Genomic DNA, 12,165 nt, shown 5'->3' on the forward strand with positions numbered 1-12,165 from the left:
TATTAATCAATAAATAAACAAATGAAAAATGCGCCAAAATGAATCGGTAAATCCAAACAAGGGGTTGATTTCTATGAAGTTTAAACAGTCCACAATCCTCCCGATCCCGGCCCAGCAAATCAATCTCGACGAGTGGTTATTCCAGATGTCTGACAAAGATTATCAGGAATCGGCCAAAGGGCACCGTGCAATGGGAACCTTTAGCCAGAAGGGAAGACGAGGCATGATTAATGTGGAGTCCATTGGAGGTCATTTTCTTATTCAACACTATATGGAGGAACGAAGCAGCGCTTCGGAGGTTGTGATGTTCTCACCGGAAACGTGCCTGTATCTCACTCATATCCTTCCCCTGAAAATAGGAGTCCGCTGGACCATGAACGTTACCTCCGAAACGGACGGGAGCTCCCGTTTTACCTGTAACGTTGAACTCCTGCTTCCCCTATGGTTACGTGTAATAGGCACGTTTGCGGCTATGTCCCATTTTGTTCAGTCCCATACGGATGAAGAGACGCTTGGTTTCGCCCGCGACATTACAAGGAAATTCAAGTCAAACTTCAATGAGAGTACTTCAATCTAGGGAAACTAGATGGACAAGCTCCCTGCCGCATCCAGTTGGCTACGCATCACTTTGGCATCCTGGGCAGGAGGCCGGCCAAACAGCCGCCGATATTCGCGGTTGAATTGCGAGGGGCTTTCATAACCTACATGCAAGGCGGCCGCTCCGGCGTTCATCACTCCGTTAAGAAGCAGGCGTCTCGCCTCCTGAAGCCGCAAATGCTTCTGATACTGCAGCGGCCCCATTGTTGTCGCCGCTTTAAATTTGTGATGAAAACTGGATACACTCATGCTGCACATGTCAGCTAAATCTTCTATGGCAAACGCGGTGGACAAATTGTCCTTGATCCATCCGATCGCTTTGCCGATTCCCGTCCCTTCCTGATCCATAAGAGTCCGCTGGAAGAAGAGATGTCCGTGTTCTCCTGCCAGTAAAGTAAAGATCAGTTCCTTCTTCAGAAGATTCGCCAGATAAGCTACTAACGAATCAGGCTTGTCCAGCAGCTTCAGAAGCCGGGTCATGATCTCGATGATATCTGCATTTGACTTGCCGACAAAAGCTGCTGGACCTGGCTGAGCTTGCCTGTTTCCGAAATGCTTGTTGAATCCGGACTCAAGCATCACCGCCGTTATTTCTTCTATCGTAAAATCTACCTTCAACCCTAAATAAGGGGCCTCCGGAACCGCTCCTGTAATTTGCCCTGTTGCCGGGACATCAATAACAGAGGCAAGGAAATCACCGGCCTGATAGGACAGAATCTCCTTGCCTAAATGAACTGTCTTAGCGCCTTGCAGGATCAGGCAATATGAAGGGGTGATAACCCCAGACGCCAAGGCACTGGGGAGGCTGTGTTTATAAATCGAGAGGAAAGGAATATGCACTTTATTCTCTCCCTCTGCTTTGGCCAGCTTACCAGCCATAAGTCTTAAAGACACTAATTCCGGCGGTATGTCTTCTTTTCCTCTTTCCCTCATATTTATAGCCTTCCCTGTCGCATCACATTGATTTCCTTCGGATTGCTGCCTATGCATTTCCACTTCTCCCCCTACCTTAGTAAACTCTAACTCGCGTTCGTCCCTCTCTTGTTCCTTTATTCTAGCTGTAACCCCCAAGAAACTCAACAGGTCATCTGATCGTATTGTTGCAGGATTATGCAATTATTATGCAGGATAAGATCTAGTTCTTGGCTGGATAGTGCTTGATAATAAGTTATGGAAATACGAAGAGCAAACAGGAGGAATTTATCATGTTAACGAATCAGAAACCGATTGGATCAGGGTTCGGCGCAGCCTCAACTACATCTGATGTGATGTCCGGTATAGATCTTACTGGCAAAACAGCTATTGTCACGGGAGGTTACTCCGGTTTGGGACTGGAAACAGTGCGGGCATTTCAGGCTGGCGGTGCTAATGTGATTGTGCCCACCAGGAACAAAGAGTCGGCAGCACGTGCACTTAACGCACTTGATAACATCGAAATAGAATACATGGATCTGCTTGATCCCGCTTCGATTGACGCCTTTGCCGATAAATTCATGTCTTCCGGCCGCGCGCTCCACATCCTGGTGAACAGCGCAGGCATTATGGCCGTTCCCGAGCTTACACTGGATGATCGCGGCTTCGAAGCTCATTTTGCCACCAATCATTTGGGGCACTTTCAGCTGACCTCAGGGCTGCTTCCTGCTTTGCGTCAGGCAAACGGAGCGCGTGTCGTTTCCGTCTCGGCGCGGGCGCATCAATTGTCCCGAGTGGTGTTTGATGATATTCATTTCAAGCAGCGGGAATACCGTCCGATGCTGGGATATGCCCAGTCCAAGACGGCCAACATTCTGTTTGCCGCAGGACTCGACGCCCGTGAGAAACATAACGGAATACGCGCCTTCTCCCTGCATCCAGGCAGCATTATCACCAATCTGGGACGAAATTTCACACGGGAACAAATGCAATCCTTTGGTGTCCTCGATGAACAAGGTCATCCGGTTATTGATCCGGAGAAGCAATACAAAACCGTTGAACAAGGAGCCGCGACTCAAGTATGGTGCGCAACCAATCCCGAGCTGGTCGATTTGGGCGGGGTCTATTGTGAAAACGTTGAGGTAGCGCCTTTGATTTCACTTGACGGCGATAACGACACCGAAGACATCCAATCGACTCGGCTTCCAGGGGTAATGCCCTATGCGGTAGATCCAGAGGAAGCAGATCGTTTATGGGAGCTGAGCCAGCGGCTTGTGTTCGGCCGTTGATTAGGCATCAGGGTCTTAATCCAGTTGACCTGAGGTCGTTAAATAACTGATAAAATTTGATGCTTGTGGTGGATGTCGTGTTCCCTAAATTCGTGGATGATATAGAGCAAGGAATAGGGTGTGTTTGTGTGAGGGCAATATGCTAAGCCATTGGCCGGCACAGGTTTAGCCGCGACATCTGGCTCGGCAAGCAGCAAGTCAACCAATTGAAGGCGGGTTTGCTTAAATTCGTCCAGCAGACGGGTCTTAGAAACTCCGGAACGAGCATATTCATATGCTTGTTTATTAAATGAGTCGAAATCTGGGAACACCATGCCTTCTCCCTTCCGCACAGCCGGAATAACCTTGTGGATGAGATAATGATCCCAATTCTGAAGATGCGAAATGATATCCGCCGGGGATGCTTTTCCTTCCGCAATAGGACTGGACCACAGGTGATCATCCAAATCACGTAACGTATCCGTCCACTTTACAAATGTTTTATATTGAATTAGTGTTTCTTCCCCTAAAAGAATCATACGGGCCGCCTCCGGATTTAAAAATAGGTATTCCACAAACAAGAACTTATGTTCTGTTTTTAAATGATGTTCGTCAAGTACGCTACAAATTGGCCGAGAAAACAACCCAAACAGACCTCTTCGTGACTAAGAGGTCTGTTGTCTTTTTTCATGCTAAAGCTCCGTTACTTCTATGCTTTTTACTCTTATGACGAGGCCAAATTCATTTGAAAATACCGGTCCGCATTATAATAACAAATATCCTGGACCATCTGTCCAAGGAAAGGAAGATCTCTCGGCGCTTCGCCGTTCGCTGCCCAGCCCCCGATCAAATTGCACAGCACCCGGCGGAAATACTCGTGGCGCGTGTACGACAGGAACGATCTGGAATCCGTCAGCATGCCCACAAAACAGCTCAGCAGGCCGAGATTAGACAGTGACGTGAGCTGCTTGAGCATGCCGTCCTTCTGGTCGTTATACCACCAGCCAGAGCCGAATTGCACCTTCCCTTTGATGCCCTCTCCCTGGAAGGAGCCGACCATCGCGGCCAGCACATCGTTTTGCGAACTGTTCAGGTTGTACAGGATCGTCTTCGGCAGCTCATTCGTACGTTCCAAACCATCTAGCAGCTTGTATAAACGGTCTGCATAAGTGTTATCTCCGATCGTATCATAACCCGTATCCGGACCCAGCTCGTGAAACTTGCGCGAATTCGGATTGCGAATCGCTCCGATATGCAGCTGCATGGTCCAGCCAAGCTCTGCATATTTGCGTCCGAGCGCAAGGAATAATGCCGTCGTATATTGATCGCATTCCAGGCTAGTTAACGTTTGTCCGTTCATCCGTCTGTTAAAAATATCCTCCAGTTCGGTCGGCGCAGCCTCCGCATAAGGCAGATGTGAGAAGCCGTGGTCGGAGATCAGGCAGCCCTGCTGATTGAAAAAGTCGGCCCGCTCGAGCAAAGCACGTTCCATAAGGGCGTAAGACGTGATTGTAAACCCGGCAGCCTGCTCCAGTTGCTTAACATAATCCGGAAAAGAGTCCGCCCCGATCTGCAGCGCTTTATCCGGCCGGAACGTTGGCGTCACCCGGGTGGCAAAAACCGCATCCCCTTGGCCGCCCTGTTCCTGACCCTGACCAGCCTGCTTTTGGCTTTCGGCAATCCGGGCATGATGGGCCAGATCATCCGCCGGATCATCGGTGGTGCAGACCCATTTGACCTTGGAGCGTGTGATCAGCCCCTGCGGCTTGAATTCATCTTGAGCCAGCAGCCGGTTGCAGTGATCGTAAATGTCCCGCCAATTGCCCGGCTGAAGCTGCTCTTCCACGCCAAAATACGTTTTGAGCTCCAGCGCCGACCAATGGTAAAGCGGATTACCGATCGTGTAGGGAAGTACTTCGCTCCATTTGGCAAATTTCTCTTCATCCGAAGCGCTGCCGGTAATATATCGTTCCTCTACGCCAAATGTTCTTAAGGCCCGCCATTTGTAATGGTCTCCGCCCAGCCAAACATCCGTGATGCTGCTAAACGGTTTGTTATCCGCGATCAGCTTAGGATCCAAATGACAATGATAGTCGATAATCGGCAGAGCTTTGGCATATTCGTGATAGAGAATACGCGCTTCCTCCGATTGCAGCAGAAAATCCTCATGAATAAAAGGTTTCATTGTACCGGATTCACTCCTTTTTTCAAATACTTCTCCAAGGTTCTCCGTACGGCGCCCGGGCCTTCCAGCATTTCGTGGAACAGGCCCTCGATCTTCTCGCCCAGTCCGACTTCATACAGCCGCACGCCAAAGAGGCGTTCCTCCTCCAAAATACCGCGCACCGAAGATGTCTTGGCGCCCAGCGTCGTCCCGCTTAAGTGCTTCTGCAGCATCTCCAGCAGCGGGTCCGGACTGATCCGCATTGGCTTGCCTTCATCGTCCACCCCCAGCAAATACCGGCACCAGGCGGCAATCGCCAGCGGAATGCCCGTCAGCTCAGCCGGATCCAGGTCTTTGCGGTCCCTGTAAGATTTAATCGTCTCCCCGAACCGGATGCCAACCTTCTGCGAGGTGTCGGCAGCGATCCGCTGCGGCGTATCCGGAATAAACGGGTTAGGGAAGCGTTCCTGCAGCACCGTATCCAGAAACGCTCTTGGATTCAGGATGCCCGGGTCTACGACGACCGGCAGCCCTTCGTCATAACCGATCTTTTCGACCAAGCGGCGCAGCGTATCATCCTTCATTTCGTCCGCTATCAAGCTGTAGCCCAGCAGACAGCCAGTGACGGCCAGCGCGGTATGCAGCGGATTGAGGCAGGTGGTCACCTTCATCGTCTCGACCTTGATCACCGTATCCCGGTCTGTGAAGATGACGCCGGCTTCTTCAAGCGGAGGGCGCCCGCCCGCAAACTTGTCTTCTATCACCAGATATCCGCTGCTCTCGGCGTTCACGAAAGGGGCGTTAAACGAACGACCGCCGCCTCCGATCATATCCATACCCGCGATCCCCAGCTGCTCCAGCTGATGCTTAATCTTCTCCGAAGGGCGCGGCGTGATTTTATCGATCATCGTCAGCGGGAACGCTACCCGGCTTTCATCCTCCAGATAGGTGAGAAAATTCGGCTCGACCCACCCTTTTTCAGCCCATTCCTTGGCAATCGTCACAATGCTGCTCATCAGCTTATCCCCGTTATGGGAGCAGTTATCCATGCTGACGAACGTCAGCGGATACGCTCCTGCCAGATAACGGCGGTAGGCTAGCGAAGCGATTTTGCTCATCAAATGTTCCGGCCGCTCCGGCCCGTTAGCCATATCTTTGCGAACGCTGTCCAAATATTCGCCGTCCGCGCCCGTCAGAGAATAACCTTTCTCCGTAATCGTGAAGCTGACCATTTGCAGACCCGGATGTTCAAAAATTTCCGCCAGCCGCCGGTCGTCCTGCTCCCGCTGCGGATCAGCCCCGAGCACTTCGGCAATGCTGGCAACCACTTTCTTCTGGAAATCGCCGTTAGCATTCATCTGCACCAGCAGGGTCAGCTGATCATGCGGTTTGTAGATTTTATCAATGCTCTCCATATCATGGGGGACAACGGCCACGATGCCCGTATCCGCTTTGCCAGTGTCCAGCAGCTTCTGCTGGCAGTTCGCCACAAAAGCCCGAAAAATCTGACCCAAGCCAAAATGAATCCACTGCGGATTCTCTTCCGTGTTCCTCACCATCTGCCCGATGTCAAACTGGGGAAGCTCCACGCCCGCGGACTGCCAGCCTGATTCATCAGCAAGGCCGCTCAAAGATAAGTGAAGCATTTAATTCACCTTCCCTGCGTTTTCCAGACTGTCCCAGACGCCAAGCAGGTACATGACGCCCAGCGCTCGGTCATACAGACCATAACCCGGGCGGCAGTTGGCCTCTTCCCCCCACAAATGACGGCCGTGGTCCGGCCGGACATAACCGGTGTATCCGTTTTCATAAAGAGCCTTAACAACCTCGGGCACATCGACGCTGCCATCGCGGCCGCGGTGAGACACCTCAATGAAATCACCGTTCTCGAACACTTTCACATTCCGGATATGCGCAAAATGAATTCGGTCCGCAAATTCACGAATCATCGCCGGCAGATCATTCACCGGATTGGTTCCCAGTGAACCCGTACAGAACGTAAGGCCATTATAAGGACTATCCACGGCGTCCAGCAATCGGCGGATCGAATCCCGGCTGCGAATGATGCGCGGAAGTCCAAAGATCGGCCAGGCGGGATCATCCGGATGAATCGCCATTTTAATATCGACTTCTTCGCAGACCGGGATGATCCGCTCCAGGAAATATTGCAGATTCTCGAAGAGACGCTCCTCGGTCACATCCACATAAGACGCAAACAATTCATCGAGCTTTTCCAGCCGTTCCGGCTCCCAGCCCGGCATGGTGAACTTGCCTGCGCCCTGCAGGATCCGGTCAACCATTTCACGCGGGTTGTCAGTAATGGCAGCCTTTTCATAGAACAGCGCGTTTGATCCGTCCGGCAGCTGCTTATACAGCTCGGTCCGTGTCCAGTCGAACACCGGCATAAAGTTGTAACAGATCACCTTCACGCCTACTTGGGCCAGCTTGCGGATCGTATCGATATAAATGTCGATATAATGATCCCGGCTCGGCCGTCCGATTTTGATATCGTCATGCACGTTTACGCTCTCCACCACAGCCGTGCTGAAGCCTTTACTTGTAATCTGATCGGCGGCTGCTTGAATCCGCTCCATCTCCCAAACCTCTCCGGCCACTTTATCGTGCAGGGACCAGACGATGCCCCTTACACCCGGTATTTGCCTGATGTGGTCCAGAGTAATATTATCGTTCCCTTCGCCGTACCATCTCCACGTCATCTTCATTGGCCAAATCCTCCCCCATCGATCAAAGTCTTGTATACAAGATTTCACCTGAATCATAAAATACAAAGAAACCGCTGTCAATAGAACTTTGCAAACACCTTAATAAAGCTCAAAAATCCATGAATACTGCTCAATCTTATACGATTGATGCTGCTAAAGATTTCTTTTATTCCTAGCAGATTTATTGTATATTCGTTGTATACTAGTTTAAAATCCGATCCCCTTAGGAGTTCATATGTCCACCAAAAATGAAATCAAAAACGAAATCATGAACGCGCTCAAACAAGAAATTATCACTTTAAAGCTGAAACCCGGAAGTATTCTGAGCGAAACCGCATTGTCCGAACGTTATCAAATCTCCAGAACGCCGCTTCGCGATGTCCTGAAGCAGCTCAGCCTGGAATCCTACATAGACGTTTATCCCAAGAAAGGGAATATGGTTTCTTTTATTGATCTGGAGTCGGTTGAGCAGATGATCTATTTGCGAAGCGTCCTGGAGAAAGAGATTATGAACCATCTATGTACCGCTCACCTCCCGCTTGCAGGTGTACACGAATTGAAAGAGATTCTGAACCGGCAGCAGGGGGCTATTCAACAAGATGATGCTGCGGAAAAATTCCTTCACCTGGATGACGCTTTCCACCACGCCCTGTTCCGGCTGGCCGGCCGTGAGTTTCTGTGGAATCTCATCCAGCAGTTTAACGTGCATTATGCCAGGTACCGCAGGCTGCATATGCTTAAGAAAGAGAAGCTGGAGGACATACACGCCGAGCATCGGCAGATGCTTGATTATCTGATCCATCAGGAAACGGACCTGCTCGACGAATTAATCCAGCATCATTTGAGAGAGGATATTAACTCCCGATATCTGCAGGAGAATTTCTCGGACTATATTAAGATGTGAATGAAAACCTGCTTCCCGCTTGCTCTTCTTATTCTTTGGTTTCCTGTTCCTCCGCCGTTGTTATTGCAGCCTGTTTGGCCTCCAATATTCCCGGTTATAAACATTAACGTAGCTGCAATCCACACACCATAAGGAGGAACTCGAATGTTTTATCACATCAAAGAACTCCAATTTCGGGCGAAGCCGGAGAAACCCGATCCGGTCTATGCCAGAAAGCTGCAGGAAGTGCTGGGCGGGCAATACGGTGAAATGTCCGTAATGATGCAGTATCTGTTCCAGGGTTTTAACTGCCGTGCCGAGCAAAAATACCGCGATATGCTTCTGGATATCGGAACCGAAGAAATCGGCCACGTCGAAATGCTGAGCACCATGATTGCCCAGCTGCTGGACGGCGCTCCCGCTGATCAGGCGGAGGAAGCGGCCAAAGATCCGATCATTGCCGCAGCGCTCGGCGGGATGAATCCGCAGCATGCGATCGTAACCGGATTAGGCGCGGCGCCTACCGACAGCAACGGTTACCCTTGGAACAGTAAATATATCGTTTCGTGCGGCAACCTGCTGGCCGATTTCCGCGCCAATCTGAATGCCGAATCTCAAGGGCTTCTACAGGTAGTTCGTTTGTACGAGCAGACGACAGACCCCGGGATCCGCGACATGTTGTCCTTTATGATTGCCCGTGACATCATGCACCAGAATCAGTGGCTGGCCGCGATTGAAGAAATCGAACAGATGGACGGACCTATCGTTCCGGCTTCCTTCCCTAGAGAACGTGCGGTGGAAGAAGCTACGCGGCAGTTCCTGAACTTCTCGGAAGGCGAAGAAAGCCGTCAGGGACGCTGGGCCAGCGGACCTTTGCCGGATGGCACAGGGAACTTCGAATATGTGGTCAAACCTCAGCCAGAAGGTCAGATTCCGATTCTCGGTCCTGCTCCGGACCATCAGCACAGCGCCCCTGGTGTCAAACCCTATGTAGCCAATCCAGGGAAATCATGAATCCGCACAATAAACTTAAATAATTAACCGCATTAAAATAAAGAGAGACGCTGCTTTCGGCGTCTCTCTTCTTAGTCTTTCTGAAAGAAAACTTAATGTAAAGCAATCTATTCGTTAAGCGCCGTCTTCAAAGCTTCCAGATTCTGACGCATAATGCCGATATAGTCCAAACCGTTAGCTTGATCTTCGGCGGTCAAACCTTCAATCGGATTCAGAACAGCCGATTTCGCTCCGATCTCCTTGGAGATCGTATCCGCAACACTGGAAGACACCAAAGTCTCAAAGAAAATCGTCTTCACATTATGTTCTTTGGCGAAGTCTACAATTTCCGCCATTTTGGCAGCGGACGGCTCCTGTTCCGGAGACAATCCGGCAATCGGCACTTGAGTCAGGCCATATTCCTTGGCGAGGTATCCAAAGGCAGCATGCTGGGTAATGAAATCTTTCCGTTTGACGTCTTTCAGACCGTCTTTAAAGTCCTGATCGAGCTGCTGCAATTGAGCCACATAAGCGTCTGCGTTCGCTTTGTAAGTATCGGCATGATTCGGATCAACCTGAGCCAGTCCCTGCTCGATATTCCCTACTTCCTTAATGGCGAGTGCCGGAGACAGCCAGACGTGCGGATCCAGTCCGCCGTGGTCATGCTCTTCTTCCTGCCCTTCATCATGTCCCTCTTCTTCCTCTTCTTCCACAAAGCCGTCCATAATGTCTAGACCTTTGCTCGCTTCAATCGTTGTCAAATTGCCGCCTGTAGCACTGGAGGTCACCTGATCCACCCAGCCTTCCAATCCGGCACCGTTATAGATCAGAACATCAGCATCTGTAATTTCCGCCAGGTCTTTGGCTGTCGGCTCCCAATCATGAGGTTCGACATCCGGCGGAATCAGGCTCTCCACATCGGCCAGATCGCCGGCCACATGACGGGTAAATTCATACATCGGATAGAAGCTTGTCTTGATTTGAAGCTTTTCGGTTGAAGCGGAAGTCGACGTTTCCGGCTGACCGGATGCAGAAGGCGTGCCCCCATTATTAGCAGACTGGTTATTGTTATTAGAGCTGCAGCCTGCTGCCAGCAGCACCACAGACAAAGATAAAGCAGCAAGCACGTGTTTCGGTGATTTCATAAATCGATTACCCCTTTTTTATAAATACTTTTTATGTAGCTCTATATAAACGTAAACATTACGATTAATCCTTTCACATAATATCGTAATAGTTACGATTTGTAAACCCTATTAATTGAATTTCAAAGAGTTTGGAAATTTTTTTGAAAGAAATCGTTCAAAATTTCGGCAGCGGATCGGCCAGCCGGGTCCAGTCTCCTGTCATTTCTTCCGGCGTTAACAGCGTTTGATCAAGACCGTGAATGATCTCCTCCCGGTTCATATCCACACCGATAAAGACCAGCTTGGTGACGCGGTCCCCATATTGCGCATCCCAATCCGGAGAACGATCCTCTTCCATGATCCCATAGAGCTCCTTCTCCTCCTGGGTAAGCGCGGACATCCACAACCCTGCGCTTGACAGCTGTTTGGAGCTGCCCGCCTGGCTGAAGGAAACCGCCGTCCGGTTGCGGGTCGCCAGCCAAAGCAATCCTTTGCAGCGCACGACCTCCTGCGGCCATCGGGACACCCATTTCATGAAACGCTCCGGATGAAACGGAATTTTCCGTTTGTAGACAAAGGAATGAATGCCGTACTCTTCGGTTTCCGACGTATGCTCTTCCTTCATCAGCTCTTTGATCCAGCCTGCGGACTGACTGGCTTTCTCAAAATCAAACAAACCGGTATCCATGATCTCCTTGGGATGGATTTGTCCATGAACCGTCCTTACGATCTTCGCCCCCGGCTGAATGCCGCGCAGCACCTGCTCCAGATGCTCTAGTTCCGCCTCCTCTAGCAGATCGCATTTATTGATCACCAGCACGTCACAGAACTCTACTTGTTCAATCAGCAGATTTACAATTCGGCGGTCATCCTCTTCCCCGGCTTCCTGCCCCCGGTCCTGAAGGGTTTCCCGAGAGTGATAGTCCTTGAGAAATTCCGGCGCGTTGACGACCGTCACCATCGTATCGAGGCGAGTTAAGCCGGTGAGATCAATGTCGTTCTCCTCATCCACATAACTGAAGGTCTGGGCAACCGGCACTGGTTCGCCGATCCCGGTTGATTCGATCAGGATGTAATCGTATTTTCCCTCAAGAGCGAGACGCTCTACCTCTTTCAGCAGATCCTCCCGCAGGGTGCAGCAGATGCAGCCGTTGGACATTTCCACCAGCTTTTCGTCAATACGCGATACCCCGCCGCCTTCGCGGACCAAATCGGCATCAATGTTGATCTCACTCATGTCATTCACAATGACGGCGACCTTCCAGCCCTCACGGTTGTTCAGTACATGATTCAGTATGGTCGTTTTGCCTGCTCCTAAATAACCACTTAATACGGTAACTGGAATTTTTATCTCCATTTGCTTCGTCATCCTATTCGTCCTCCTGTTCTGATTCGCGATATTAATCGTAATAATTACTATTAAAATGAATTGTACTGGGCTTAGCCCTCTGAGTCAATCGATTAACAGAAAATAACCATTTACATGCTAACTGCCTGC

General features: G+C 50.5%; 11 protein-coding genes. 4 read left to right on the forward strand and 7 right to left on the reverse strand.

All coding sequences use genetic code 11. From position 1 onward, the window contains the following. Nucleotides 1-73: 73 nt before the first annotated feature. A complete protein-coding gene (locus tag CBE73_RS03600; RefSeq protein ID WP_094093033.1) occupies nucleotides 74-577 on the forward strand; it encodes a hypothetical protein in 504 nt (167 codons plus the stop codon). Between the two features lie 5 nt (nucleotides 578-582). On the opposite strand, the gene CBE73_RS03605 is transcribed toward CBE73_RS03600, so the two are convergent. Next, nucleotides 583-1,476, reverse strand: coding sequence for an AraC family transcriptional regulator (locus tag CBE73_RS03605; protein WP_244905523.1), 894 nt, complete (start codon nucleotides 1,474-1,476; stop codon nucleotides 583-585). A 326-nt stretch (nucleotides 1,477-1,802) separates the two neighbouring features. On the opposite strand from CBE73_RS03605, the gene CBE73_RS03610 reads away from it, so the two are divergent. After that, nucleotides 1,803-2,798 carry an SDR family NAD(P)-dependent oxidoreductase gene (locus CBE73_RS03610; protein ID WP_094093035.1) on the forward strand — a complete coding sequence of 332 codons (996 nt, stop codon included), beginning with the start codon at nucleotides 1,803-1,805 and terminating at the stop codon, nucleotides 2,796-2,798. Nucleotides 2,799-2,836: 38 nt separating this feature from the next. On the opposite strand, the gene CBE73_RS03615 is transcribed toward CBE73_RS03610, so the two are convergent. The 4 genes from CBE73_RS03615 to uxuA form a co-directional block, all read right to left on the reverse strand. Beyond that, nucleotides 2,837-3,316: a DinB family protein gene (locus CBE73_RS03615; protein ID WP_094093036.1), complete on the reverse strand. Its 480-nt coding sequence runs from the start codon at nucleotides 3,314-3,316 to the stop codon at nucleotides 2,837-2,839. 185 nt (nucleotides 3,317-3,501) lie between these two features. Continuing rightward, nucleotides 3,502-4,962: a glucuronate isomerase gene (gene uxaC, locus CBE73_RS03620; RefSeq protein WP_094093037.1), complete on the reverse strand. Its 1,461-nt coding sequence runs from the start codon at nucleotides 4,960-4,962 to the stop codon at nucleotides 3,502-3,504. Then, entirely contained in the window at nucleotides 4,959-6,587 is a 1,629-nt protein-coding gene (locus CBE73_RS03625; RefSeq protein ID WP_094093038.1) for a mannitol dehydrogenase family protein, read from the reverse strand. The genes uxaC and CBE73_RS03625 overlap by 4 nt, the downstream gene beginning before the upstream one ends. Further along, a complete protein-coding gene (gene uxuA, locus CBE73_RS03630; protein ID WP_094093039.1) occupies nucleotides 6,588-7,664 on the reverse strand; it encodes a mannonate dehydratase in 1,077 nt (358 codons plus the stop codon). It abuts the gene before it with no gap. A gap of 235 nt (nucleotides 7,665-7,899) precedes the next feature. Here uxuA and CBE73_RS03635 point away from each other — a divergent pair, with 235 nt between their 5' ends. After that, nucleotides 7,900-8,568: a GntR family transcriptional regulator gene (locus CBE73_RS03635; protein ID WP_174704655.1), complete on the forward strand. Its 669-nt coding sequence runs from the start codon at nucleotides 7,900-7,902 to the stop codon at nucleotides 8,566-8,568. Nucleotides 8,569-8,712: 144 nt separating this feature from the next. Next, a complete protein-coding gene (locus tag CBE73_RS03640) occupies nucleotides 8,713-9,561 on the forward strand; it encodes a manganese catalase (protein ID WP_094093040.1) in 849 nt (282 codons plus the stop codon). Nucleotides 9,562-9,668: 107 nt separating this feature from the next. Here the strand turns inward: CBE73_RS03640 and CBE73_RS03645 are convergent, their stop codons facing one another. Both CBE73_RS03645 and CBE73_RS03650 read right to left on the reverse strand, forming a co-directional pair. After that, nucleotides 9,669-10,685, reverse strand: a complete 1,017-nt coding sequence (locus CBE73_RS03645) for a metal ABC transporter substrate-binding protein (RefSeq protein WP_094093041.1) — start codon at nucleotides 10,683-10,685, stop codon at nucleotides 9,669-9,671. 157 nt (nucleotides 10,686-10,842) lie between these two features. Beyond that, on the reverse strand, nucleotides 10,843-12,036 hold the full coding sequence (locus tag CBE73_RS03650) for a GTP-binding protein (protein ID WP_229752504.1): 1,194 nt from the start codon (nucleotides 12,034-12,036) through the stop codon (nucleotides 10,843-10,845). Between the last annotated feature and the right edge of the window lie 129 nt (nucleotides 12,037-12,165).

Origin of the sequence: Paenibacillus physcomitrellae, assembly GCF_002240225.1 — a bacterium.
GTDB lineage: Bacteria > Bacillota > Bacilli > Paenibacillales > Paenibacillaceae > Fontibacillus > Fontibacillus physcomitrellae.

Coding starts and splice junctions, on each gene's coding strand:
- uxaC (WP_094093037.1), bottom strand. CDS start 4,962: ATGAAACCTTTTATTCATGAGGATTTTCTGCTGCAATCGGAGGAAGCG.
- CBE73_RS03610 (WP_094093035.1), top strand. CDS start 1,803: ATGTTAACGAATCAGAAACCGATTGGATCAGGGTTCGGCGCAGCCTCA.
- uxuA (WP_094093039.1), bottom strand. CDS start 7,664: ATGAAGATGACGTGGAGATGGTACGGCGAAGGGAACGATAATATTACT.
- CBE73_RS03605 (WP_244905523.1), bottom strand. CDS start 1,476: ATGGCTGGTAAGCTGGCCAAAGCAGAGGGAGAGAATAAAGTGCATATT.
- CBE73_RS03615 (WP_094093036.1), bottom strand. CDS start 3,316: ATGATTCTTTTAGGGGAAGAAACACTAATTCAATATAAAACATTTGTA.
- CBE73_RS03645 (WP_094093041.1), bottom strand. CDS start 10,685: ATGAAATCACCGAAACACGTGCTTGCTGCTTTATCTTTGTCTGTGGTG.
- CBE73_RS03640 (WP_094093040.1), top strand. CDS start 8,713: ATGTTTTATCACATCAAAGAACTCCAATTTCGGGCGAAGCCGGAGAAA.
- CBE73_RS03635 (WP_174704655.1), top strand. CDS start 7,900: ATGTCCACCAAAAATGAAATCAAAAACGAAATCATGAACGCGCTCAAA.
- CBE73_RS03650 (WP_229752504.1), bottom strand. CDS start 12,036: ATGACGAAGCAAATGGAGATAAAAATTCCAGTTACCGTATTAAGTGGT.
- CBE73_RS03625 (WP_094093038.1), bottom strand. CDS start 6,587: ATGCTTCACTTATCTTTGAGCGGCCTTGCTGATGAATCAGGCTGGCAG.
- CBE73_RS03600 (WP_094093033.1), top strand. CDS start 74: ATGAAGTTTAAACAGTCCACAATCCTCCCGATCCCGGCCCAGCAAATC.